General features: G+C 36.1%; 29 protein-coding genes, 1 tRNA gene and 2 pseudogenes. 9 read left to right on the top strand and 23 right to left on the bottom strand.

Annotation, left to right across the window (positions count from 1 at the left end; genetic code table 11):
• Positions 1 to 4: 4 nt before the first annotated feature.
• Positions 5 to 313 (bottom strand): cell division suppressor protein YneA, encoded by a 309-nt coding sequence (gene yneA, locus CUU64_RS21260; RefSeq protein WP_180954708.1) that lies wholly within the window; start codon positions 311 to 313, stop codon positions 5 to 7.
• A gap of 156 nt (positions 314 to 469) precedes the next feature.
• Between yneA and lexA the strand changes: the two genes are divergently transcribed.
• Both lexA and CUU64_RS21270 read left to right on the top strand, forming a co-directional pair.
• Positions 470 to 1,093, top strand: a complete 624-nt coding sequence (lexA, locus tag CUU64_RS21265; RefSeq protein WP_101635660.1) for a transcriptional repressor LexA — start codon at positions 470 to 472, stop codon at positions 1,091 to 1,093.
• 106 nt (positions 1,094 to 1,199) lie between these two features.
• On the top strand, positions 1,200 to 1,580 hold the full coding sequence (locus tag CUU64_RS21270; RefSeq protein WP_101635661.1) for a cbb3-type cytochrome c oxidase subunit I: 381 nt from the start codon (positions 1,200 to 1,202) through the stop codon (positions 1,578 to 1,580).
• 67 nt (positions 1,581 to 1,647) lie between these two features.
• Here the strand turns inward: CUU64_RS21270 and CUU64_RS21275 are convergent, their stop codons facing one another.
• Entirely contained in the window at positions 1,648 to 2,070 is a 423-nt protein-coding gene (locus CUU64_RS21275) for a hypothetical protein (protein ID WP_101635662.1), read from the bottom strand.
• Between the two features lie 612 nt (positions 2,071 to 2,682).
• On the opposite strand from CUU64_RS21275, the gene CUU64_RS21280 reads away from it, so the two are divergent.
• Complete coding sequence (locus tag CUU64_RS21280; protein ID WP_101635663.1) at positions 2,683 to 3,021, top strand: YuzC family spore coat inner layer protein; 339 nt, start codon at positions 2,683 to 2,685, stop codon at positions 3,019 to 3,021.
• A gap of 367 nt (positions 3,022 to 3,388) precedes the next feature.
• On the opposite strand, the gene CUU64_RS21290 is transcribed toward CUU64_RS21280, so the two are convergent.
• Together CUU64_RS21290 and CUU64_RS21295 are read right to left on the bottom strand one after the other, a co-directional pair.
• Positions 3,389 to 3,697, bottom strand: coding sequence for a hypothetical protein (locus CUU64_RS21290; RefSeq protein WP_101635665.1), 309 nt, complete (start codon positions 3,695 to 3,697; stop codon positions 3,389 to 3,391).
• 477 nt (positions 3,698 to 4,174) lie between these two features.
• A tRNA-Arg gene (locus CUU64_RS21295) sits at positions 4,175 to 4,248 on the bottom strand.
• 205 nt (positions 4,249 to 4,453) lie between these two features.
• Here CUU64_RS21295 and CUU64_RS21300 point away from each other — a divergent pair.
• Positions 4,454 to 4,699, top strand: coding sequence for a hypothetical protein (locus tag CUU64_RS21300; RefSeq protein ID WP_101635666.1), 246 nt, complete (start codon positions 4,454 to 4,456; stop codon positions 4,697 to 4,699).
• A gap of 47 nt (positions 4,700 to 4,746) precedes the next feature.
• On the opposite strand, the gene CUU64_RS22280 is transcribed toward CUU64_RS21300, so the two are convergent.
• Both CUU64_RS22280 and CUU64_RS21305 read right to left on the bottom strand, forming a co-directional pair.
• Positions 4,747 to 4,899 (bottom strand): hypothetical protein, encoded by a 153-nt coding sequence (locus CUU64_RS22280; protein ID WP_180954709.1) that lies wholly within the window; start codon positions 4,897 to 4,899, stop codon positions 4,747 to 4,749.
• 68 nt (positions 4,900 to 4,967) lie between these two features.
• Entirely contained in the window at positions 4,968 to 5,153 is a 186-nt protein-coding gene (locus CUU64_RS21305) for a hypothetical protein (protein WP_101635667.1), read from the bottom strand.
• Positions 5,154 to 5,312: 159 nt separating this feature from the next.
• On the opposite strand from CUU64_RS21305, the gene CUU64_RS22285 reads away from it, so the two are divergent.
• Together CUU64_RS22285 and CUU64_RS21310 are read left to right on the top strand one after the other, a co-directional pair.
• Positions 5,313 to 5,483 (top strand): hypothetical protein, encoded by a 171-nt coding sequence (locus CUU64_RS22285; protein WP_180954710.1) that lies wholly within the window; start codon positions 5,313 to 5,315, stop codon positions 5,481 to 5,483.
• A gap of 160 nt (positions 5,484 to 5,643) precedes the next feature.
• Positions 5,644 to 6,114: a DUF2512 family protein gene (locus CUU64_RS21310; RefSeq protein WP_101635668.1), complete on the top strand. Its 471-nt coding sequence runs from the start codon at positions 5,644 to 5,646 to the stop codon at positions 6,112 to 6,114.
• Positions 6,115 to 6,213: 99 nt separating this feature from the next.
• Here the strand turns inward: CUU64_RS21310 and CUU64_RS21315 are convergent, their stop codons facing one another.
• From CUU64_RS21315 to tnpA, 6 genes and pseudogenes are all read right to left on the bottom strand, one after another.
• Positions 6,214 to 7,389, bottom strand: a complete 1,176-nt coding sequence (locus tag CUU64_RS21315; RefSeq protein ID WP_101635669.1) for a CapA family protein — start codon at positions 7,387 to 7,389, stop codon at positions 6,214 to 6,216.
• Between the two features lie 163 nt (positions 7,390 to 7,552).
• Complete coding sequence (locus CUU64_RS21320; RefSeq protein ID WP_101635670.1) at positions 7,553 to 8,299, bottom strand: CPBP family glutamic-type intramembrane protease; 747 nt, start codon at positions 8,297 to 8,299, stop codon at positions 7,553 to 7,555.
• Between the two features lie 18 nt (positions 8,300 to 8,317).
• Entirely contained in the window at positions 8,318 to 9,283 is a 966-nt protein-coding gene (locus CUU64_RS21325) for an alpha/beta hydrolase family protein (RefSeq protein ID WP_101635671.1), read from the bottom strand.
• 21 nt (positions 9,284 to 9,304) lie between these two features.
• Complete coding sequence (locus CUU64_RS21330; protein ID WP_101635672.1) at positions 9,305 to 9,838, bottom strand: helix-turn-helix domain-containing protein; 534 nt, start codon at positions 9,836 to 9,838, stop codon at positions 9,305 to 9,307.
• Between the two features lie 1,863 nt (positions 9,839 to 11,701).
• Positions 11,702 to 11,902: a hypothetical protein gene (locus tag CUU64_RS21335; RefSeq protein ID WP_101635673.1), complete on the bottom strand. Its 201-nt coding sequence runs from the start codon at positions 11,900 to 11,902 to the stop codon at positions 11,702 to 11,704.
• 153 nt (positions 11,903 to 12,055) lie between these two features.
• Positions 12,056 to 12,355, bottom strand: a pseudogene (gene tnpA, locus CUU64_RS21340) (IS200/IS605 family transposase); the annotation flags it as partial.
• A 376-nt stretch (positions 12,356 to 12,731) separates the two neighbouring features.
• Here tnpA and CUU64_RS22870 point away from each other — a divergent pair.
• Positions 12,732 to 12,992, top strand: coding sequence for a methyl-accepting chemotaxis protein (locus CUU64_RS22870; protein WP_308302415.1), 261 nt, complete (start codon positions 12,732 to 12,734; stop codon positions 12,990 to 12,992).
• A gap of 476 nt (positions 12,993 to 13,468) precedes the next feature.
• Here CUU64_RS22870 and CUU64_RS23295 read toward each other — a convergent pair.
• From CUU64_RS23295 to CUU64_RS21360, 4 genes and pseudogenes are all read right to left on the bottom strand, one after another.
• Positions 13,469 to 13,653, bottom strand: a pseudogene (locus CUU64_RS23295) (YnfA family protein).
• Complete coding sequence (locus tag CUU64_RS23300; protein ID WP_374702745.1) at positions 13,619 to 13,780, bottom strand: YnfA family protein; 162 nt, start codon at positions 13,778 to 13,780, stop codon at positions 13,619 to 13,621. Before CUU64_RS23300 ends, CUU64_RS23295 begins: the two are co-directional and overlap by 35 nt.
• Before the next feature lie 237 nt (positions 13,781 to 14,017).
• Positions 14,018 to 14,245: a hypothetical protein gene (locus CUU64_RS21355; protein WP_142383667.1), complete on the bottom strand. Its 228-nt coding sequence runs from the start codon at positions 14,243 to 14,245 to the stop codon at positions 14,018 to 14,020.
• A gap of 114 nt (positions 14,246 to 14,359) precedes the next feature.
• Positions 14,360 to 15,493: an oxidoreductase gene (locus tag CUU64_RS21360; RefSeq protein ID WP_101635675.1), complete on the bottom strand. Its 1,134-nt coding sequence runs from the start codon at positions 15,491 to 15,493 to the stop codon at positions 14,360 to 14,362.
• 588 nt (positions 15,494 to 16,081) lie between these two features.
• On the opposite strand from CUU64_RS21360, the gene CUU64_RS21365 reads away from it, so the two are divergent.
• Positions 16,082 to 16,318, top strand: coding sequence for a hypothetical protein (locus tag CUU64_RS21365; RefSeq protein WP_101635676.1), 237 nt, complete (start codon positions 16,082 to 16,084; stop codon positions 16,316 to 16,318).
• A gap of 271 nt (positions 16,319 to 16,589) precedes the next feature.
• Here CUU64_RS21365 and CUU64_RS21370 read toward each other — a convergent pair.
• The 3 genes from CUU64_RS21370 to CUU64_RS21380 form a co-directional block, all read right to left on the bottom strand.
• Positions 16,590 to 17,950, bottom strand: a protein-coding gene (locus tag CUU64_RS21370) for an IS3 family transposase (protein WP_101635677.1) whose coding sequence is annotated in 2 segments (ribosomal slippage) — positions 16,590 to 17,494 and positions 17,494 to 17,950 — 1,362 coding nt in all. Because the reading frame shifts where the segments join, the coding sequence is not laid out codon by codon here.
• A gap of 187 nt (positions 17,951 to 18,137) precedes the next feature.
• Positions 18,138 to 18,770, bottom strand: coding sequence for a hypothetical protein (locus tag CUU64_RS21375; RefSeq protein ID WP_101635678.1), 633 nt, complete (start codon positions 18,768 to 18,770; stop codon positions 18,138 to 18,140).
• 133 nt (positions 18,771 to 18,903) lie between these two features.
• Complete coding sequence (locus tag CUU64_RS21380; RefSeq protein WP_101635679.1) at positions 18,904 to 19,239, bottom strand: HNH endonuclease; 336 nt, start codon at positions 19,237 to 19,239, stop codon at positions 18,904 to 18,906.
• Positions 19,240 to 19,403: 164 nt separating this feature from the next.
• Here CUU64_RS21380 and CUU64_RS23380 point away from each other — a divergent pair, with 164 nt between their 5' ends.
• A complete protein-coding gene (locus CUU64_RS23380) occupies positions 19,404 to 19,556 on the top strand; it encodes a DUF8096 family protein (RefSeq protein WP_483861842.1) in 153 nt (50 codons plus the stop codon).
• Between the two features lie 34 nt (positions 19,557 to 19,590).
• Here CUU64_RS23380 and CUU64_RS21390 read toward each other — a convergent pair whose 3' ends face one another.
• From CUU64_RS21390 to CUU64_RS22290, 4 genes are all read right to left on the bottom strand, one after another.
• The gene (locus tag CUU64_RS21390) at positions 19,591 to 21,351 is read right to left on the bottom strand and encodes an HNH endonuclease signature motif containing protein (protein ID WP_101635680.1); all 1,761 of its coding nucleotides are present in this window, start codon (positions 21,349 to 21,351) and stop codon (positions 19,591 to 19,593) included.
• 166 nt (positions 21,352 to 21,517) lie between these two features.
• Positions 21,518 to 21,721: a hypothetical protein gene (locus tag CUU64_RS21395; RefSeq protein WP_101635681.1), complete on the bottom strand. Its 204-nt coding sequence runs from the start codon at positions 21,719 to 21,721 to the stop codon at positions 21,518 to 21,520.
• A gap of 64 nt (positions 21,722 to 21,785) precedes the next feature.
• Complete coding sequence (locus tag CUU64_RS21400) at positions 21,786 to 22,349, bottom strand: GNAT family N-acetyltransferase (protein ID WP_101635682.1); 564 nt, start codon at positions 22,347 to 22,349, stop codon at positions 21,786 to 21,788.
• A 180-nt stretch (positions 22,350 to 22,529) separates the two neighbouring features.
• A partial coding sequence (locus CUU64_RS22290; RefSeq protein WP_180954711.1) for a hypothetical protein occupies positions 22,530 to 22,727 on the bottom strand: 198 nt, incomplete at its 5' end.

A 22,727-nucleotide genomic window follows, 5' to 3' on the forward strand; every position in this document is an offset into this window, starting at 1 on the left:
TTTTTTATTCAATTGCAAGATTATGTATGGTGGAATTTTTCTCAACAGGAATAAAAATCTCATCTCCAGGCTGAAGAGATTCAGCGCTTATTCCATTTTGTTCTTCTATCCAGGAAATAAATTGTGTTCTTGAAAGTTTTTCAGTTTCGTAACGATCAGCGAGCTGCCAGAGAGTTTCCCCTGTAGCAACCTTTATCGATAGGTAGTTATCCATGTTTTCCTGTTCAGATTTTAATGATAGCAATAATGAAAAAATAAATACTACGCCCAGTAACAAAATAGTATAAGAATTTTTTTTAATTAATTTTTTCATGTAAATACCTCCAAAAATCGAATACTTGTTCGTTTTCTGACTCGAGTATAAACCGAACGTTTGTTTTGTGTCAATAAATAAATTCGAACTTATGTTTGTATACCACATGTGGACATGATATAATGAACCCAAGGATTTTGAGATGGGGTGCGTGAGATGACAAAACTATCGAAAAGGCAAAACGATATTTTAGAATTTATAAAGGAAGAAGTACGCAAAAAAGGTTATCCTCCTTCCGTTCGGGAGATTGGAGAAGCTGTAGGCCTGGCATCTAGCTCAACAGTACATGGCCATCTTTCGAGACTAGAAAGCAAAGGGCTTATCAGGAGGGATCCAACGAAACCAAGGGCAATTGAGGTTCTCGATTTGGAGGAAGGCAGCACTATCCCTCAAAGCGGAGTCATTAATGTACCTTTGCTTGGTAAAGTCACAGCCGGCCTGCCAATTACCGCAGTGGAGAACATTGAAGAGTATTTTCCTCTTCCGGAAAATATGGCTCCACATGATGAACAGGTATTCATGCTTGAGATTATGGGGGAAAGTATGATTGAAGCAGGGATATTGGATGGGGATTTTGTAATCGTTAAGCAGCAAAAAACGGCGAACAATGGTGATATTGTAGTGGCAATGACCGAAGACGATGAAGCCACTGTTAAAAGATTTTTTAAAGAAAAAGATTTTATACGGCTTCAGCCGGAAAATTCAAATATGGATCCAATCATTTTAAGAAACGTCTCCATTCTTGGAAAAGTAATTGGTTTGTATCGTCAATTCCATTAAAAAGCGCATATGCGCTTTTTTTAATTTCATATTGTCTAAGTCCGGCATAATACTAGGAATTTTTTACCCACTCCGCCTCATATATAGGTAAAAGGGGGTGGATATTATGGGTATTTCATTTATTAAATCATCGGTTGTCTACTTTTTGATCGGAATTGGAATGGGGATGTTCATGTCCATTACACACAAGTTCCAATATGCACCGGCACATGCCCACATCAATTTGCTGGGTTGGGCCTCTCTCGCATTAATGGGGCTTATTTATCATTTCTTTCCTTCAACTGGTGAAAACTCTTTGGCCAAAGTACATTATTGGCTCTATAACATAGGCCTGCCAATTATGATGATTGGTTTACTATTAATTGAATCCGGAAAAACAGCATTTGAGCCTGTAATCGCAATTGGTGCTAGTATTTTAAGCATAGGAGTTATCTTTTTTGTAGTAAACGTGCTGATTAATCTGAAAAACAACGCCGGGAATAACTGATTAAATTTTGTGCAGGTTTTAATAATCTATAAATTGCAAAAGCCTGGGCAGGGGCCAGGGCTTTTTTTTATTCTTTATTCAATTCTTTATAAGCAATAACTTTTAATGCCAGTATTTCCTCCTCGGTGAGCTTGCTTTGAACTTCAGCCATTAGTTCTTCTTTTGTAATTGTTCCATTCTGGACTTGTGTTTGTATATCTTTTAAATTTCCGATGCCAAACTTACTGACCAAAGTCTTTGTGGCTTCTTCTTTTGTTGTGAACGGCAATGTACCTTCATCCACATTTTTACCTTCTTCAACAAACTTCTTAAGTTCCGGGTCATTTTCAATAGCTGTCCTAATTTCTTCGGCTTCCCCACTGCTTTCAAGCTGATCTGAAACAGCCGATACCAATTGGTCAGATGCGATTTTTGTTCCGAAATGGTAGATTCCAACTCCAATTATGGCCAGAATTACTACTATTACTGAAAGTATTTTTACGGCTTTCATAAATTCCATCCCCTTTCAACTTATAATCTAATGAAAATTTCTTTAATGTCGTGTACCGCTTAATCGCCTTCTTCTTGTTAACATAATATAATTATAGAATATCACGTCGTGGAGTTTGAAGATCCAATACCTACTTATAGTTTTTCATCACTACTTCTCATTCTAGCACTAAGTTTCCTTTTATATACGTAAAGAATTTCGATTGAACTAATGATACCTTGTAGTTTGAAAACCGTGTTTTCGTTTAGTAGGTTACCTTTATATTCAAAGACGTTCCTCCCGATTCAAGTATAACTCATTTAAAAGCCAAGGCGAAGGCTTTAAGGTTGTTTCCGGCCGGCTAGTATTGTTCTTCGAAAGCTATAGATTATTGATTTCATTTTTAGTAGTTATTATTAGGAGAAAGCATTTTAACCTGCAATTTCTCAAACCACAGAGGTGTGTTTTCATAAATATAAGCTGAGTTTACAGTTTGCCTATGTTAAGACTTTTTTATATTTTCACGTTCAAATCCTATGAGCCCTATTCAAGAACTTACTTTAAGTAACATACACTTTGAGTAACCAGAATTCATTACAGTTCATAAACATAATCAAAAAGAGGAGTGAAATCATGTATTATCAAAAACCTTATTCTCATCTCCCAATATATCGGCAATATCCTCCTGTCGACACCTCAACATTTGAACAATCTGTTGCCGCCTTTCAAAAAACTGTTGTCGAAGCCGGCTCTATCCTTAAAAAGTTTGCTGAACCACAATTCGCCAACAGGTTAATGTCAGCTGCACAACAAGGAAATCAGCAGGAAGTGGATCGTTTAATTAAATCGATAGGCACAAGCACACCTGTTACAACTCAATACACTCCAAGTGGGGTTTTACTGACCATTCATGCCCAAGCCCTTGGTTCACAATGTTGTACATTAACGATGTTTCTTAAATGGGGTAAATAGTTTCATTGCTTTTATAAGGTATTTCGGACATTCCAACAGCAAAATGTCCCTCTCAAAACGTTGTCTTAATCCACCTGTAGGAAAAGGATTCAACAGAAAACCGCACCCTCGAAAGGATGCACTTCACCGTTATTATTTTAATGTTTATGTCCAACCTCAGTTCCCCCAGGTGCAAACTAAACTTTAAATGTACTTCATGGGTAACAACATATTGAAGAATATCAAAATGTGGACTTCAAATCCTGGATGGCTATTTGGAACTAATTCGAAATCAGAATGCACAATTGAAGGCGAAGGTAACCCTTTCATTCCCGGAATATTAACATGGTTTTTACCCTTCACAAAGTCATCCTGGCTAATCATCTGCTTAATAAAGACTAACTTTACCTTTCTCCACGCCATATATAGGACCAAGAGGAAATTCAGTTGGAAGTCCCCAATGTTGCCCCATTCCTAGAACACCCGGATCCATGACATCTTTCGAACCCTCTAATGAAATAGCACCCTCAGGCAAATCTAATACGTATGCTTCCCATATCTTCTTACTTTGGTCCCATAATACGTTGTCCCCTCCTGTCGCGTCACAAATTTCTCTAACATCAACAGCTGGTCTTCCATTATAGATCTTTACAGGTAGAGTCTTTCCGCTAATTGTAAATTGATTCTTTTTTCTCATTGTAAGTATATTTCCGTTCCAACAAATCCGCGTATCCCTTAGCGTCTACCCAAATCTTCCCGAGTGTCCAATGAGTTGCGTCTCCTTGTACTTTTACTCCATTAATTAGGACAGAAACGTCGTCTTCACTTTCTCTAATTTTACATTGGCAGCGGTTGCAGGAATTAAGAATACGACAGACAGGGCAAACGACATTACCTTCCCCCTTAGATGACCGATTAGTGGTACCAAATTAGTCCAACAACCAAAGCCAATAGAGTAAATAAAAAACGTTCACTATAAAGTACAACGATGCATTATGTAACAACAAAAACAGATGTCTTTCACCTAGATATATATACGATGACAAATTTCTTCCATAGATTCTGCGTACCTAAGGTTAATCCTACAAATCCCATAAAAAAGACGCTATATCCACAAATTCAAACCATTTAAAGAACGGTTTTCATAAGCAAACATTGCGTCTATCTTTGTTAGCGTCCCAGATAGGAATCGAACCTACGACCTACAGCTTAGGAGGCTGTCGCTCTATCCTGCTGAGCTACTGGGACAAGAAATTATTGGTTATACTCATAAATCTTCTTCTGAAGAACTAACTTTTATATAATAACAAAACATAAGGAGATTTATCAATAGGTAAAATAAATTTTTTTAAAAATATTTAGCTGTCATTGTAGGAACACTAATTTGCAACACCAATATGAAGCGTGTCTTATCGTTTTTAGGAACAATGCCAGGATGAAGGAGTGAAACTATATGGCTATGTGTCCGTTATGTAATGGATTTGAGGAATTGGAAATGTATTGCACTGAATGCGGTACAATGCTGAATGATTCTGGAAAGGTATCTGACTTTATGGACCCATATGGTCATTATAATGATGAAGATACTGTAAAAATGGGTGATGGGTATCAAAACACAACAAAAGACAATATTTGCCCTCATTTAATGTCCTGTGCATCTTGTAACCATGATCAGGTTGTGTTTATCAAAGAAAATTAAAGGAGCCGGTCGGAAGACTGGCTCGATTCAGGTGTATTTTGTAGTCTTTATTGTCCTCTACTGTCTCCGCCACGAATGCCTGCAGGATCGTTAGGTCTATCAACCGAATGTTCTGCAGGAATAGGAGACTTTTCGTGTTGTTCTCCTCTTTTCTTATCTTTTGAAACACTTTTTGAAAACTCATTAATACCCATACCCATTTTGATTCTCCTTATCTTTAGAATCATGACAAATTGCACCAAATAAGATTAAGTAGCAGCACATTACGTTATTCAGGAAAATTGGCTTTGTTCAAAGCATTCTCGGTCGAACTAGCATTGTCTAAGCCTGCTTTGCTAAATGCATTATCGGTATCTAATTGGCTGTTTAGAGAACCTCCACTCGTGTCAACATCGCCTTCTAGCCGGGGAGTGGTGTCTTTTTTATTTCCATTTATTAGCTTATCGTTTGTCATTATTTTGCCTCCTAACGCGTTAAGTCGTATTTATTATCCACAAATCTCCCGGTCCACAACCATTTATTTTTTTGAAGGATTCTATGATGTTGGAGAATAACTTTTCATCTGAAATAATAAGGTTTTTGGTTGGGAAGAATAAAATTGGAGGTGATGATCGTGGTGGAAAAGGACAATTTTAAAGAGAAAAGCTATAAGGAAAATTTTCTGCAATTTAGAGGAAAGACTGAAGCAAACCAACCGGTATTACAGGAAAACGAACTAACATCAAACCTCTCGATATTCCCTGAAGATAATGGTATTGATACAACAACAGCAGATACTCAATAACGTAGGTGTAAATTAAAAATTATACTGGAGTGGGAATCAAGTGGATGATTCCCTCTCATTTCATAAATTCACATTATAAAGATTTACTTTTCCCATAGTAGGTAACGCATACTATCATCCGGTCGAAAACATTAAAAATACAGTTAAAGGAGTGTTTAGAATGCGACACTTCCGTGCAATATCTTTTAAGTTTATTTCCACATTGGCACTTATGTACATTGTTCTTGGGGTTGCTTTGGGATTAGCTTTCCCCCTTGTTCTCCTTTTCACTATGACGCTGATTGCAGTTGAATATATAATTGGAGATTTAGTAATCTTACGAAGAACAAATAATACTGTTGCTACAATCGCTGATTTTGGAATGGCATTGGTTTTAATTTGGCTTATGACAGCTAATTTGGAGGCCTTCAGAAATCCGTTTTATGCCGCACTTGTTGCCTCTCTTGCGCTGGCTATGTTCGAGTATTTCTTCCATAGATATGTAGCAAATCATATCCTATCGCCAGATTTAAGTTCCAGGTCCCATCCTACCACCCAATTTCAAACGGAAGCATCGAACGAGTTCCACCTTAATACCACTGATGACCGTTACACTAAGGATCATGAGAAGAAAAAGAAGCCTACAATATAATAAATTGAAGTCACATGCTGAAATCCGGAACTTCCATGTTAAACTGATATAAGAATTTAATTAACATAAATAAAGCTGCACTTGCTGCGCAGCTTTGATTTAGTTCTGGTTTCTTTCATACTGAAGCCAATCAGAACCCTCGATTTGATTAGATACATCTATGATTTTTTCCTTGACCCGTTCTGCTTCCTTCCCTGTCAACTTCATTGGCTGGTAATTATTCCGGGAAGTAATAGAAGAAATAGAGAAGGGCACCACATTGATTTCTTTTTGTTGAGACAGTTCACCATCATTGATATGAAACGTCTGCTGGAATACAAAAGTATCCTTATCGTTTGTACGACTGTTTCCGCCAAACATAAAATTCCCAAGGCTATACACAATAAATTTTCCATTGTATTCCTCTATTCCCTGCACCACATGCGGGTGATGCCCTAGAACGAGGTCAGCCCCGCTATCAATTGTATAATGGGCAAGGGACTTCTGGGATTCATTTGGTACATAACTCTTTTCTATACCCCAATGGAAGTGGACAAGGATGATTTTAACACCTTGATCCCTTAACTTTTTAATATCGTTAGAAACTGTATCTCGTATTTCAGGTGTATCCCTCCAGCCCTCATACCCCAGGGCGCCTATTTTAACCCCTTTTATGGCTGTAACATAATGGTTTTCATAACCGAAATACCCAATCCCCTGCTCTTTCAAATGATTCATCGTATCTTGGTATCCCTGTTCCAAATAATCATGGATATGATTATTTGCAAGATTCACCGACTCAATTCCGCCCATGGTTAATATCTTCGCATACGAAGGATCTCCTTTAAAACGAAAAGTTTTCTCAGCTTTTCGTGTGGCGTGTGTGAGTGTTGTTTCTAAATTCACAGTAGATAGGTCATCTTGTTTAAAAATATTATCCAGTTTCGCTACGAAGTATGACAGTCCATTGTTTGCCGCCTCTTGCGGAAATGAGCCATCATAGGGAAAGCTTTCATCCGTACCGAGAGTAAAATCGCCGGCAGCACTTATGGTAACCGTGGTATTAATTTTACTTTCTGCTGTTTCTTTTTTACTAGATGGAGGAGTTTGATCCGATTTATCTTCCTCCACATTTTCATTTCTATCGTCCTGAGTTGTTACAGCAGGTTCTGGCTTAGTACTAAAATAATTATATATCAGCAGCACAACTATAAGAATAATTCCTAGTAGGAGGACCCGTTTAACCGACCTTTTCAACCGCCTTCGTTTCTTTTGCCTGTTCTCTATCCTATTCATAAATTGAGAGTAGACCCCTTTGCCCCATTTTTCCTAGTACAAAAATCATACTACAAAAGCCGCCAATACTCTACCATTTATTTACTAGTTTGACATTTTTATTAACGTAAAGAAATTCTAAGCACTTTTAAAGGGAATTAAACCAAAAATGAAAATTTGTACCCTAGCCGAAGAAACTATGAATGATAATATCTGCAGTCATATGAGCGATGATTGCGTATTCAAGTCCTTTTTTCCAAAACAGAAGTCCTGTTACTACACCGAAAAGTGTATTTAGGACGATTGTACGGAATATAAGCATTGCGGGAGGATCGGCTCCAAGCGCACCGACATGCCCAATGCCAAAATATATAGAAAGCAGTAAAATCGCTGTAATATATATCCATGCTGGTTTCTTTTTAAACACTAAAGATAAAAGCCAAACGACAAGGGTTACACCGCCAAAACGCATTAATACCTCCTCAGTATAACCCCCTTGAAAAACAGTCGATATTCCAATCAGAAAGTTCACATTTCCGGCAGAAGGCAATTCTGCAATTTCGGGAACTAACGGGAGAAATATAAACTTATCAATCAGTATTGTAAAAAATGTAACCATTGCGCCTAATGCTATAGCTAAAAGAACTGAATGCTTATTGAATGTGACACCAGTATCCTTATACACCCAATTTCTTAAAATTTCCGCTTTTAATCCGACTTTGGGTCCCAAACATACTCCAATTAAAGAGGCAAATAATGAGCCTACTGTCAAATTAACCATCATCAACCCAAGGAGCATTGTTTGGGACATTTCGATTCCAGCTGGTACTTTGAGGGCAATTGTAGTATAAGGCAAGGCAATGATACAGCTTAAGAATGCGAAAATTGTCATAAACAGCACTAGCTTCACATTCTTTCTCTTGACCGTCATTAGTACCGCCTCACTTTCCTATTCATTGGATCTGGAATCCTCGGTTTTATAGTTTGATAGCAGCCATGCGGAGACTTTCGTCAACGCTTCTGCGTTAAGAGGCTGTTTTAATGCTTCTTTGAAAAGTTTTTTATGCTGTAATATGCTTTTTGGTTTTGTTTGATACCTTAATCCGTGCTCCATATTTTGAATAATATGAAACTCGCTTTCTCCTTCGACCAAACGGGGGAGATCATGTAATACCTCGTTATCTACCAAGGGATCCTTATCCCCATGTAAAGCAAATACAGGACAAGAAACGTTTTTCAAAGCCTCTCTGGTGTTGTAGGAACTATGTTCACGAAACCATTTAGCAGGTTGCTTAAAAAAGAATTGCACTCTCACGATATCCGTTTCAGATTTAATAATTTTTCTCATCAGCTTGTCGTATTTCTTTTCGTTTTTTTCATCGATCTTTAATTTGCGGTTTATCCAGCCCTTGAAACCTGGCAATGTGAACAATTCTTGATATGCAAGCTGACGCTGTTTTTTTAGGGCTTCCATTAAGTTATCGACGCCCCCTGATAAAAGCATGATTCCCGCAGGATTGGTTCTTTCAGCAAGTGCAGTTGCTATGATCGTCCCTTCACTGTGTCCACATACAATTATATTTTCTTGGTCCACATTAGGGTGCGACCTAAGGAATTCAAAAGACCTGTATGCATCCCCCACTAAATCTGACAGTCCAGTAACCAACATTTCACCTTCACTTTTGCCTGTTCCCCGTTTGTCAAAACGGAAGGCGACGAAGCCCAGCCCTTTGAAGTAATCAGCTAAGTCCTTATATAAATTCGTCATATATTTTCCTTTTCGATCATTGCCATCCCGGTCTATTGGCCCCGAACCCGGTATGATTAAAATTGCTGGATATTTCCCTCCGCCTTCAGGAATAGCAATCGTACCGTAGATAGGCATTGGCCCATTAACACTTACTTCTTTTTCCACTATGAAACCCTCCAATAAAAATTATTTTTTCCGGGATTCCGGTATTACTATCGAGGCAAAATTTCTTGCTTTTCGCTGAGGTGTTGGATCATTTAATGCTGCCTCCTGTATAAGTCCGCCGATTTTTTGAACTAAATCGAGAAATTCTGTATCCGACAAATATAGATTGGCCACCCTGTAGCTGACACCATCCCTGACTAAATCGATATCTTCCTGATTTAAGTAATTTTCGTACAGCCCTGCTAGTTGGGCGGCAAATGTTAAAAACAGCTCCAAATGTTCTTCCTTGGACAAGTTAAAAAATTCCTCCTGTGATGTTACGGTCTGTTCCTTTAAAGCATATACTTTTTCCACTGTTCCTCGAATCTGGTTTTCCTGTACCACTTTAATCAGATCCGCTTCAAGCAGTTTGCCAAGGTGTCGATATAATGTCGCTTGTGGGACATCTTTTATTCTGGCTGCCAATTGTTGAACGGTTAATTCGCGTCCAATAAGGGACTGGATGATTTTCATACGTACAGGATGCAGGATTAATTTAGTCTTGGAAAGCGCCATACACACTTACCTCCTATATTTTATTATTATCATTATCAATAATGATAATAATATTATAAAAATTTTTACATATCGGCTCCTTTTAATTTATCTTGGAGACATTGTTATCAATTTTGATAATAATATAAATTATGGAAATAATCAACAGTAAAAAAATATCCAAAGTTTTTTTTGTGAACCTGTTGCTTTCATAAATTACTGAGGTTCTTTATCTAAAGGGGAAACAATATTGTCATTATACGTATCCATATAAATTTTCCCATTTGGGGCTAGCACAGCATAAGTAAGTGGTCGACGCCTAGAAATTTATTAAAACATTATAATATTCATTTTTCTTTAGTTACATTCATATAGTTTCTATAACGCTTTCTTAAACTGTTTAGAAAGTATTATAAATTAAAATAATAAAGCTTGATAATTTAATAAAATTGTATATGATTAAAACAATAGCTAAAAAGGGGCTTTTAACTTTGAGAAGACACTATTCCCTTTCCTTTATATTTGTCATATTACTTTTTTCTTACTATCTCGTTAACAATCAAACACACGACACTCATGCGTCTGTTTTCCAGGGTCAATACATGATGGATTCTTCCAATACTCTAAGTCCAGACCCAATGGATGGTCCTGATGAGCAATATCCGGCTACTGTTACTTTAATTCTTCCCTTAGTTGTCCAAGCGCTAGGAATCTTAGTTTTCTTTTATTTAACAATCCGAATGCTTAGGACTAGGATTTTACTTACACCTGTTCTTTATGGGTCGAATTATGTGAAATCATCTCTTTTGAATCGATTAGTATAATCAATATTTACATTCAAAGGAGGAAAATTAAAATGTGGATTCGATTTATTGCAATTGCTATGTTTTCCATAACAGCTTTATCTTTATTTTCTTTTCAAGGATATGAAATGTTTCAGGCCTTTATGGATTTTTTTAGAGAAAAGTAACGATTAAAAACGCAATTTACGATTACAGATTAGGAATTACTTTTGTTGATAGTCGGAGAAGCCCACTTATATAGCGGGCTTCTTTTTATATCTGATATTTAAACAGTGTTAATTCTCATCATTTTTTATGCAGAAACCATGTGTTTTGTTAAAACTTAACCTCTATTAAAATATACCCTTCGGTGTAGAAAATTTTTCTACTTTAGCATCATCAACGGTAATAAACTTATAGAACAGTATGGATGTTTTGCTGCTTTTCATTGTTTTGATTTTTTTCCTTTAAAAATCTAAGGATTTTTACCTCTTGGATTATATTTAGGTTAGTTCCCCAAGATTCATTCATTTCGGAAGCCTGTGCTAAGCTGGAACCTTTTAAAGCCACTGAACGACAGATCAGAACTCACACAGATTCTTATATGCAAATAAATCTAGATAGTTTTTTATCCCCTCTACCGATTGATTAATTGGATAAAGAAAAGAGTCAACATAAACGCTGACTCTAAGATGTATAATTTTTAAAAAGTTGACTGGCGCCTTTTCCATGGGTCACCAGTCAAAAATGAACAAAAAGAAAGCAATCAACTTTCAAGATAATAATAAAAAAAATGTCGATATTTGTCGATACGTAATATATCCTAAAACTCAAAAATTTTTAATAGTACTATATAACGAGATATTATTGGTCGTAGAAATTATTAGTTCTTTCACAAGAAGTTATTACATTCATTAACAGGTCTACATCGCAACAACAATGTTAAAATTCAAACCCGTGATATCAATTCCATTCACCATAATTTGAGTTCTCTCCTATATGATTGAAAAAATCCTATTACAATTATTCTAGTGGTTTTTGTAATTAGACTTTTTTTGTACGGTTTCACCTGAATTTTGCAAGCTCTGGTGGTCCGTTACGATTACTTAAAGTATTCTTCTGGTTTTGCTTTGAGCCCATAAAACCTCACTAAACCATCACTCGTAACTTCTTTAGCTTCTACTTTTATTGTATTTCTGTTGAGAGTAATGAAATCTGAATTCATCATAAGTTGAACGGTGTTAAAATCTACATTCGAAGTAAAAGTAATTGTATCGTTCATAATCATTTCCACTCTAACCATAAGATCCCCTCCCTTCTATCCAACTTCCTTCGACAAAAAAAAAAACATTTCCTTCTATTTCTTTACTTCAACCCTCGCTATGTCCTCAAATTTAATTTTATTATGTAATAATCGGGCTGCTTTTCTAAATAAATCATCTTATGTATTGGATCATCTGTATTTCAAGTTGGCATGACGATCAAAAATCATCAAACTACTTTTTCCTTTTAAATACCCTACAAATGAGGAAACGCTTAATTTTGGTGGAATACTTACAAGCATATGTACATGATCTTTACACGCTGTTGCTTCAATAATCTCTATACCTTTTCTCTCACAGAGAGTTCGCAATATTTCACCGATATCCTTTTTAATCTTTCCGTAAATTACTTGTCTTCTGTACTTCGGTGCAAATACGATGTGATACTTACAATTTCAAGTTGTGTGTGCTTAACTATTAGTGTCTTTTAACATAAAACTCCTCCGTGAAATGCTTATATTTTGGTTGGCGAACCAAAAATATTGTAGCACCATAGGAGAGTTTTTTAATACTAGGCTGAAAGCTTTTTGGAACCCTAGGCCTAGCCTAGGGTTTTCCTTTTCTATAATGAAAAAAATGTTATTATTACTGTGAAAGCAAATAGTTATGTTTATAAAATACTACAAATGACTAAATTTACTCCCCATGATCTATCAACAATCAAGCTACTGCAACCATACGTGAAGAATAAGATTGATCAGATTGTCGAAAATTCTACTCGAATTTATCCTATAAGTCTAGCTTAATGAAGATAATTCAAGGCAACAGTACGGTAGATTGTCTAAAAAAGACACTGAGCAGATGGATACAATGAAAAAGATTGAAATACGAATGAATGAGGTTAATGAACAGATTGAAACACTCAAAGGAACATCTGCGAAAATCCTAGATGTAACTGTAATCGTTTCGTCCATAGCCGATCAAACTAATCTTTTGGCCTTAAATGCCATCATTGAAGCGGCAAGAGCTGGAGAACAAGGTAAGGGTTTTGCTGTTGTGGCCGATGAAGTAAGCAAACTTCAGAACAAACGAAAAAATAACTTAGATAATATAAGTACATTGATTTCTTAAACAAATACAGGAATCCAAGGCGTGAATCTTTCCGTAGCAGAAGCTAATACGTTGGTTACTAATGGAATGGAAGGAATCAATTAATTAGATCAATTTTTTAATCAGGTTATCCACTCTATGGGGCAAATTAAGAATGGAAGTATACGAATCGAAAAAGAGTTGCAATCACTTGTCAATGAAATTGGAGAAATAACGGAGGGTGTTAAATACGGTTGCTGCCTCTACTGATAATCCCACCACAATTGCAAAACAATGTAGTGTGTGGAATTTTTATTTTTCCCCTTGGTGTCATCAGGCGTATCAACAAAGGTATTAACATGTCGCCGAGTGGAAAACTCATCAAAAATGATACTGTTCCAGTAAGATTTTAAAATATATCAAAACAGCAGGATGAACATTGTTCAACCTGCTGTTAGGCTGTCGAGAAACATCCATTTTTTAGAATGAAATGTATGAAAATGTATAAAGCTCCTTTTTTATTGGCGTGGTGCAAACAACATCACCGAAACACCCACTAAGCATATAGCTGCACCAATCCAATCGTAATAATCAGGCGTTTTTTTATCAATACCCCATCCCATAATACTGAAAGGACGATAAAAACCGCTGCATAAGCAGCATAAATTCTACCGAATGATGAGAAGGTTTGAAATATGACAATTACGCCTTATAAAGCTAAACTCTACACCTCCAAACATACCCAAAAAAAGGTTCCCCTCTCTAAGCCATAGCCAAATAAGATAACCACCACCAATTTCAGCTATTCCAGCAAGTAAGAATAAGACAATTCATATAAAAATTATAATCACTTCCAACATCATCTTTATTAAGTAATTTTAACGTACCGTTTATGATAATTTATTTCTCTGCATAAATATTACATCCAATTACTTTCTCCACAATCTGCTGTTTCATTAATTTCACTATTTTCTTTAATTTGTTCTTTAATGTTATTTTTGTCATTCACCTGTTGGTCGTTGTTCCTTCAAACGAAAGTATCATCCAACACTAGCTCTCCAATTACCTTATTTGCTGAGTGTTCCCGCACCGCCCTGATATTCCCACGGTACAAAGATTGCCTTAGCAACCTGCGGATTATCATAAAGAGCATAACCTACAAAGCTTAAATTCAGTAACTCAGATGGCTCTTTTCCAAATTTAATTCTTTGGAGTCCATCATAAAACGCCTCGGCAGTACCCGTAATCTCAGCCGTTGATATTCCTTCATTCATAAGATGAGAAGTTTTAGACACGCTGATTACATTAAAATGGTATTTAAGTTTATTAGCCTCTCTACTCTCTCTGGATCATTTTAGCATAATAACTCATTTCTTCCAGTGAGCTATCCCCTTGGTACCTTTTTACAGTTATTCCTCAAATCCTTTTATCTTAGCGTCTGGACTTAAAATTTCTTCGGCAACAAATTCTTTCAGCGGCCCATTATTTTTCACTTTATTGGCCCAGTCGCCGTTTGCTAGCGCACCTCGTCCTATTGTAACTATATCTGCTTCTCCCTTTTCAATTATTTCAGTTGCTCTTTGAGGGTCATGCAGATACCCGTTTGCGATTACCGGTAATTTCCCATACTTTTTAGCCAATGCAGCAAGGGTTGCACCATTATCATCAAATGCAGAATCCAACGCTGTTGTCCCCTCTCCTTCAGGGAACGCAGGTTGCCATGCTTCATATTCAGTTACATGGATAAAATCAAGGCCTGCATTTCCTAATTGCCCAAAAATAACCTCTGCATCCTTTGCTTTTCCTGCCCATTTATGATGGTGGTCATTAACTTTGCCTTGGGATATACGAATTCCGACTGTCATTTCATTACCAACTGCTTCGCGGACAGCTTTGGATACCTCAACTAATAAGCGAACACGATTTCCCGTGGAACCTCCGTACTCGTCTGTTCTTTGATTTGTATAATCGGTCAAAAATTGATCCAAGATATAACCATTTGCCCCATGTATTTCAATGCCATCAAACCCTGCTTGCTTGGAGCGAACTGCTGCACTTGCAAAGCCTTCAATGATATCTGCTATATCTTCTTTTGTTGCCTCTTTAGGCATCGGAAAAGCTCCTTCCCCGCCATAAATGCCTAATTGTTCACCCTTTGGTTGAACAGCAGATGGACCAAGAGTATCCTTATTGAATCGATTGCCTTGTGACAAAGCTCCAGCGTGCATGAGCTGAATAAAAATCTTTCCGCCTTCCCTTTGGACAGAATCTATCACTTTTTTCCACGCTTCTACCTGTTCATCATTAATAATTCCGGGTTGATTCAAATAACCTTGGCCATACTTGCCATCAGGGTAAACACCTTCCGTGATAATCAGGCCAAACCCGCCACGGGCAAATTTTGTATAATAGGATACCATTTGATCTGTGGCTAAACCTTCAGGCGAGGCACTTGTACGTGTCATCGGAGCCACACCCACGCGGTTTTTTAAGCTTGTCTTACCCACCGTTATTGTTTCAAACAAAACTTTTGTGTCAGTCATAGTAAAAATACATCTCCTTCTTAAACTTTACATGCCAGAATCATACGTTATATTTTTCATCTTTTAATGAATGAGTATTCCTTTAATCTCAATCAAAGGTGAAAGATGGTATAAACCTTTCAATGATTCTAATACCCAACTATCCTTGAGTTTTCTAAATACCCAAGGTTTATGAAATATATCCACATTCTTGGCTATTCGTAATTATTGTAATTTAATCGCTATTATTAGTAAAATTGAAAAATGAATAATTAGTTCATTTTTTTGAACACAGGAGAAGATATACTATGGAGCTACGGCACCTTACAACTTTTAAAACAAGGGGAAGGTGACCTTGGAGCAAATGTAACTTCATGTTCCAGGGAAATTAGTTACAAAATAAAACTCAATTTGGATTGAAATAAGCAAACTAAGCCCATCCGCACGGAAGGGCTTTTTATCTGGACTTAATAAATTCGATAAAGTACCGGAACTTCAGCTATCATTGTGCTAGTTTATATCGGCAAACAATGAATTTGGGACAACAATTTGTAATACAATTATCCTCTAATATTGGTATAATATACCAAAAACTTTAAGGTGACATCATTGGATTTATACAAAAAGGAAAAAAGACGTATTAAAATTTGGCTAATTGTAGGAATATTAATTGATTTATTTTATATTTTTAAAATGTTAGAAGAAGGAACACCTGTGTCAGAAGTTTTTGCTGGAGAGAGATTTATCAACTACTTGATGTTTGCGTTATATCCATTAGGCATAGTATATGGTTGGAAATTATTCTTTAATACGGACTTTGAATATGATAAAGTCTTCTCTGTTTAGTTTTAAAGAACAAAGAGATAGTAATGCGCTGTTTTTTGGTATTTGTATCTTCATATTTCTTTTCGTCGGATGGATTTTAGCCCCCTTCTTGGCATATATTCGCTTGAGACAGGTTAAAAAGTATGAAGAAATTAAACTATCCAAAGAAAAAAGGATGAGAAGTATATAATTTCAAAAAATTTTTCTATTGTGAGAGCTAATTCATCGGACGATTTGCTATAAAGCGCCTCTCATTGTGAAGTGACCCCACAAAGTTAGACAGGTAATTTTCTTAGGCAGCTTGTTGGGCATGATTCCGGTATTGTACTGGACTCATGCCCTTTAGTTTTGCCTTAATTCGTTTATTATTATAGTAATCTATATATTTCGCTAGTTCTGTCTTAAAATGATCCATATTTTTAAATTCCTTTAGATAAAGAAATTCAGACTTCATGATTCCGAAAAAGTTTTCAATAACTGCATTATCGTAACAGTTGCCTTTACGAGACATACTTTGTGTCATCCCTCGTTTTTCAAGGGCATTCCTATATTGCTTCATTTGATAATGCCAGCCTTGATCTGAATGAAGAAGGGGGGCATCCTCTTCTGTTAATTTGTCAAAAGCTTGTTCTAACATTTTTGATACTAGGGAATAGGTTGCTCTCGAACCAGTTGTATATGTAATGATTTCTCCATTATTCAAATCTAATACAGGTGATAAATATAGTTTTTCACCAAAAAATTTAAACTCCGTAATATCTGTAACCCATTTCTGATTTGGTTTGTCTGCCTGAAAGTTCCGGTCTAAAATGTTAGGCGCAATCTTTCCTACAGTTCCTTTGTAAGATTTATATTTTTTCATACGAACTATACATTTTAACCCTAATTCATTTGTAATACGTTGTACCTTCTTGTGGTTTACTTTGTAGCCGCGATTCCTAAGTTCATCACGTATACGGCGGTATCCATAACGACCTTCATGTTCATCATAAATAGATAGAATCAACTTCTTTAGTTCTGCGTCTGGGTCTGGTCGACCAAGGTTTTTTACCCAGTAGTAATACGTACTGCGTGGAATAGCTGCTAGGTTGATTAGTGCTTTCACCGGAAATTCATGCCTTAGTTCATAGACTACTTGTGCTTTGTCCTGTTTGGTGATTTTCCCTTGTTTTGAACTAAGGCATTCAACTTTTTTAAATAGGCATTTTCCATACGTAAACGTTCTACTTCCGCTTGTAAAGATTCGACTGATTCTTTGTCTAAGTCTTGTTTTTGAACTTGCTTATGATTTTCCTTTTTCATGTTAGGGCGCCCCTTTTTCTTTGGAATTAGCGCATCTACTCCACCCGTTTCTAAAAGCTGTCTCCAGCTTCGTATGATTTGGGTAGTAGGAAGGTTGAAAATGGCAGAAGTTTCTCGGATAGACGTCCCATGCTCGTTCATATATTTTAGTACGTCTAGTTTATACTCTGCAGTATAGTTTGTATAGCTCTTAGTAAATGCTTCTTTCCCATGGTATTCATAGCGCTTAACCCAAAGTCGTAAATCCCCATTATCAACTCCAAGAGAACTTGAAATTTCCTTATATGACTCTTTGCCATCTAAATAACGAAGAACAGCACACAGTTTATTTGCATCTGATATTTTTACCATATAAAAAGCACCTCCAAATGTTAGATGTGTGTCTAACATTTGGGGTGCAGTTCATTGACCCGGGGGGTAAATTATTTTTTGGGTTAACTTCTACGATATTAATATAGTTAGCAAAGAAAAAGACCAAGTTCTAAATCCTGGTCTTTTACAATTGTATTATCTGTTGGCCATTGTCACTTACCATACCTTATTGTTTACACCATTTACTACCTTCATGAACCGCAATACATTCTTCTTCATCATCGTCACAATATGTAAATTTTTTTAAAGTCGCAATTATTTCATCATTTATTATTTGGTTATAGTTCTCCCTGACTAGTGAATCAAAGTTTTCCCTTTTCCCTTTTAAGCATATTGAGCTGTCGTCTACATCTTCAGTATGATCAAAAAAACTGTATGAGGCAATTGGGAATCTTGGTGTAAAACCACCAGTACCAATATAAAGAATTTGAGCATTTGGAAAATAGCTGTTTAGTTCTTTAGCTGCTTCATAAGCAGAAGTATCATCAGGAGGAAACCCCATAACTAGGAGACTTATTTGTTTTTTCTTCAAAGAGAATCGTTTAATTGTCCCAGTGGCATCCTCAGGTTTCTCATATACATTGGCTTTCGCGGATTGAATCCAATTCTGATTTGTACTTTGTGTAGCTCCTGTCCAAGAATGATCGTCTGTAATATTTTCTTTAGGAAGGCGAAGTGCTTTTCCTAATTTACCATCTCCCGCAAACACTTCGACTATTTCTGTCCTTTTTAAATTCTTAGCATCAATCCAATCGTTTAAACCCTGTACGAACTTTGGGTCAAGTTTAACATAGCCCATATAAATCTACTCCTTCTAATACCAATACTAATATAATTTTACTTGTAATTAGCACATACTAAAAGATTGAATTTGTAGAAAGTATTTATTATTTTAATATTTGGGACACGACAATATAAAGCAATATACTTATTTACCACTTTCCATCATCCCATTTGTTTTCCTTCTTCTTACCGAAGTCTCTGCCGTGTTCTTTGTTATGGCAATCTACACAAATCGTCTCCAGGTTATCTTCATTCAGTGCTAAGTTCGGATGTTGCTCAAGCTCCCTGATATGATGGACTACCAACTGGATTTTCTTACGCTTAGCACTCTCACTGTACTCATTGGTATCGATTGATACTCTGCCTTGCCTTTTACATTCCTGGCATTCGTAATTGTCTCGCTGCTTTACTTCCTTGCGTAGCTGCTTCCATGCTCCACTGTCATAGAATTTACGCTTTTGTTCTTTGGTTTTATATTCATCCATAGCGTCGCCCCAACAAATAACACCTACCTTTTAGATAGAATGCTTGGTATGATATATAAATTAAATACAACATGCAGATGAAGAATACAGAATACAGAATGCAAAGCCTTTGATACAACAGTTGTTCATAACTACAAGGATCTACCGGATATCCAGAGTGGTAGTTGGATAACTGCGGAAATGCTCAGTTTAAAAGTTCAGTAAAGAAGTTTATCTTTGTCAAGGAATGTAGGCAATGCGGTATGAAGAAGAGTATTTGGCCCTTGATATGGGTCCTTTTATTTTTCCAAGAAAAAAGCACCCAATATGGATGCTAGAGCACTTATTAATTCTCCTATAGTTTTATAGCTATTATAAGTTTTCTACTCTTTCCATAACTCGGAAAACATACTTATGTGATTTAGAACAGAAAAAAATCTTTTCTTCTTCTATATAATCAAATGCGATTTTTTCAAGTTGGTCATGAACAGACATATGTTCCGATTGATTTTTATAAATAAAAAGGTTGTTAGGATGATTGTTCATCTTATCACCATCTAAGTGATGGACTCCTTCTCCATTTTTTAATTTTTGATTTAGTTTATCCTCCGCTATCACTCTATGAAGGCATATTGTTTGGCCATTTTCTTGCCGTGTAAAATAATTTTTATTGTAACTGGTAGTGCAGTAATATTTCTTACCATTATAAAAAACGGAATTTATACCGCTTGTTACTGTTGGTTTACCCTCAAGCCCCATTTCTCTACTGATTCGCCCTATCCAATGTGGATCGATACCGCGGAATATAGATTGTTCTGCAATTTCGTGATTATGCAAAATATTATTATTATCTCGGATGAGTAACAATTGTTCTCTAGTCCAAACGAAAGCATTATATGTCTTTCCGTTCACAAAACTGAACCCCATAATATATAGGTGCCTTAGTAAGGTTGAAGAGGTGTTAATGTAATCTCGGAATCTTTCTTTGTACATTTTTTCGGCCAGTTCAGTCCCATCCAATCTCCTATTAGCTTGAGGAGACCCATTTCTCCTAGGAGCTGTTAGTTTTTGTTCATTTGATTTTACTTGTTCGATAATATATTCAATGTCATCAATAGTATATTTATATCTTGTAATTAAAATAATTGAAGGGATGTCGTTTTCCTTCATTATCTTTTCAACGTTATCAGCTGCACGATTTACGTACATTCCTATAACTGCGGGCAACATTTTCTTAGAGTTTCGCCTAATAAAATTTAATTCTTTTTCGCTGCATGGTCCAATATTCAACGTAGTGTTATTGGGAATATATAACAAATTGTCAACTTGTTTAGAAAGGTAATTATCTATCCATTCTGTAGCTTTCGTCCTCTTTTCAAAGAGGCTCTCCCTCAAACAGGGAATAGGTGGCAATATACAATTAAAGTCCTGGTGAACTGCAAGGCAATTAACTCTCTTTTGATCAAATTCAGAATCTAAACGGATGTATTGGCGTTTTGTCACATCAAATCCGATTAGTCCCCTGCGATATAATTCGTACATTAATTTTTGTATCTGATTATGGATTTCTGTATGGTGTTGTTGATTTCTACATACAAAAAGGTTCTCAATTCTATTATCCCAGTTATTTCCGTTGATATGATGGACTACTTCCTCTGCATTAAGTTTTCTCCCCAAATGTTCTTGCATAACTTCCCTATGCAGATATATTCTATTACCATTCCGCTCTCTAAAAAACCCTTCTCTCTTTTTATATGTGTAAACATTACCTTCCCATACTTTGGTTTCAGAGTGAGCTTTGTAAGGACTTATTGCTGGAATATTTAACTCTTTACGCTTTTTACCAATCCAAGCTACCGGAATGTGTGACATGTATTTATTATGTATTTCAGAATCTGAAAGCTTCCCACCGTATTCCATAATATGTTTAAGGTCCCGATCATCCCATTCATGCACTGAATACGACAGATTGCGGTTATGTTTAGGATCTATTTTTAAATTTAATTTCCCTAATCGAAATTTAACTGATCCAATTTTTCTATTTAGACTTTTACATAATCCGTCATAACCCATTTCATTATAATTTTCTCTTAAAAAATCCTCTTCAGCTGGTGTCCAATTACGACGTACCATCCTAGTCTACCCTCCTTCATCTGTTACAATTTTGCTACATTTATGCTGTTATTATTCATATTTTCGTCAGAATTCTTTTTCCATTCCCATGTCATCCAAACTGTTTCTCTTGCAGTAAGGACATGGCATCTTATGTAATTGCATAGACGTTTTGCTGGGCAATGAGTCACTTTCTCTTAACCGCCCCATTCACACGCTTGTATGTATCACGGTTCATCCCCATGATGTCCACCCAGTTTACCTTTTCTTCCTTCTTCTTTTTATCAGGCGGCTTCCCTCGATAAGGCTTACCCTTCCTCTTCTTCATCTGTCCTGTCAGCTGATTAAGCTTCTGTCTGTCTGATTCCTTTATGTGATCACTTAGTTTCATTCCCTTCACCTCATTTTATGGAATTAAAAAAACACCCTTTTTCGGATGCTTCTAAGAAAATGATTTATTCGTAACCAGTAGGATTTTTTATCCTTACTAAAACAGAATCGTTATACCAATCGTAGTTTTCTATATTATTGATAACAAGCTTAAGATCAATACTAATCGGGACAACATTATCTCCCTTATAAAAGAAAACATCTCCTAATTTTTGAATAGGAGCTTTATAAAATCTTTTTAACGCTAAATATAATTTCGGCTCAATAAGTGCTATAAAGTAACTAATATCATTTTCTACAGCAACTTTTATCATATGTGTTAACATTTCCGATAATACTTTACCACCTCTATAGGAAGGTAATATAGACAGTTTATCTAGTTCCAAAGTCTTCTCGATATTATCTTTAATAAAAGCGAAAGAGGTAAAGGGAAATTCTTCATCAATCAATGAGTGGGTTAGTTTTTTAAACTCAAACACTCCAATGTGCTCTCCAGCGCTATTACTGACAAGGTAACGCCCAAATACATGCTCTGAAAACTCCGCCTCATACCCTTTCTCCTCCCAACATTGAAGCCAGATGCTGTTAAAAACATTTAATTCTACAGTACTATTTACTTTTTTAATCAAAGATACAACCCCATTTAGTAATATGATAACTCACGTATTTTACTATATTACGGGATTGAAATCCTAGTTATACGATTGTTTTTATGTCACTTATATCTTATGTTTTTCCTCCCTCCATTCCCTTCACATCTTTGTGCAAAATAAAAAGCACCCCGAAGGATGCTTTTTTAATCATTTTTATTATTTTATAATGACATTTGCAAAATTCATTACACCGTTATCTATTTGTCCACTGAAGACAACTTCCAGTTTTGTTATATTTTCAATTTGTAAATCAACATTTGCTGGTAAGTCAGCAACTTTTAGATCATATGTTGCAATCAATTCCCCATCTCCATAAATCTCGAAATGATGCCCTCCCCAATTAGTACCATCCTC

Source organism: Bacillus sp. V5-8f (genome assembly GCF_002863565.1).
Taxonomy (GTDB): domain Bacteria; phylum Bacillota; class Bacilli; order Bacillales; family DSM-1321; genus Peribacillus.

Excerpts from the sequence above, each read along its gene's own strand:
- yneA (WP_180954708.1), bottom strand. The coding sequence starts at position 313 with ATGAAAAAATTAATTAAAAAAAATTCTTATACTATTTTGTTACTGGGC.
- lexA (WP_101635660.1), top strand. The coding sequence starts at position 470 with ATGACAAAACTATCGAAAAGGCAAAACGATATTTTAGAATTTATAAAG.
- CUU64_RS21380 (WP_101635679.1), bottom strand. The coding sequence starts at position 19,239 with ATGGATGAATATAAAACCAAAGAACAAAAGCGTAAATTCTATGACAGT.
- CUU64_RS21320 (WP_101635670.1), bottom strand. The coding sequence starts at position 8,299 with ATGACGGTCAAGAGAAAGAATGTGAAGCTAGTGCTGTTTATGACAATT.
- CUU64_RS22280 (WP_180954709.1), bottom strand. The coding sequence starts at position 4,899 with ATGGGTATGGGTATTAATGAGTTTTCAAAAAGTGTTTCAAAAGATAAG.
- CUU64_RS21335 (WP_101635673.1), bottom strand. The coding sequence starts at position 11,902 with ATGGTTAGAGTGGAAATGATTATGAACGATACAATTACTTTTACTTCG.
- CUU64_RS21395 (WP_101635681.1), bottom strand. The coding sequence starts at position 21,721 with ATGAAACTAAGTGATCACATAAAGGAATCAGACAGACAGAAGCTTAAT.
- CUU64_RS21275 (WP_101635662.1), bottom strand. The coding sequence starts at position 2,070 with ATGAAAGCCGTAAAAATACTTTCAGTAATAGTAGTAATTCTGGCCATA.
- CUU64_RS21360 (WP_101635675.1), bottom strand. The coding sequence starts at position 15,493 with ATGACTGACACAAAAGTTTTGTTTGAAACAATAACGGTGGGTAAGACA.
- CUU64_RS21375 (WP_101635678.1), bottom strand. The coding sequence starts at position 18,770 with ATGGGCTATGTTAAACTTGACCCAAAGTTCGTACAGGGTTTAAACGAT.
- CUU64_RS22870 (WP_308302415.1), top strand. The coding sequence starts at position 12,732 with ATGAAAAAGATTGAAATACGAATGAATGAGGTTAATGAACAGATTGAA.
- CUU64_RS21290 (WP_101635665.1), bottom strand. The coding sequence starts at position 3,697 with ATGAGAAAAAAGAATCAATTTACAATTAGCGGAAAGACTCTACCTGTA.
- CUU64_RS21305 (WP_101635667.1), bottom strand. The coding sequence starts at position 5,153 with ATGACAAACGATAAGCTAATAAATGGAAATAAAAAAGACACCACTCCC.
- CUU64_RS21330 (WP_101635672.1), bottom strand. The coding sequence starts at position 9,838 with ATGGCGCTTTCCAAGACTAAATTAATCCTGCATCCTGTACGTATGAAA.
- CUU64_RS21280 (WP_101635663.1), top strand. The coding sequence starts at position 2,683 with ATGTATTATCAAAAACCTTATTCTCATCTCCCAATATATCGGCAATAT.
- CUU64_RS21300 (WP_101635666.1), top strand. The coding sequence starts at position 4,454 with ATGGCTATGTGTCCGTTATGTAATGGATTTGAGGAATTGGAAATGTAT.
- CUU64_RS21390 (WP_101635680.1), bottom strand. The coding sequence starts at position 21,351 with ATGGTACGTCGTAATTGGACACCAGCTGAAGAGGATTTTTTAAGAGAA.
- CUU64_RS21315 (WP_101635669.1), bottom strand. The coding sequence starts at position 7,389 with ATGAATAGGATAGAGAACAGGCAAAAGAAACGAAGGCGGTTGAAAAGG.
- CUU64_RS21310 (WP_101635668.1), top strand. The coding sequence starts at position 5,644 with ATGCGACACTTCCGTGCAATATCTTTTAAGTTTATTTCCACATTGGCA.
- CUU64_RS21270 (WP_101635661.1), top strand. The coding sequence starts at position 1,200 with ATGGGTATTTCATTTATTAAATCATCGGTTGTCTACTTTTTGATCGGA.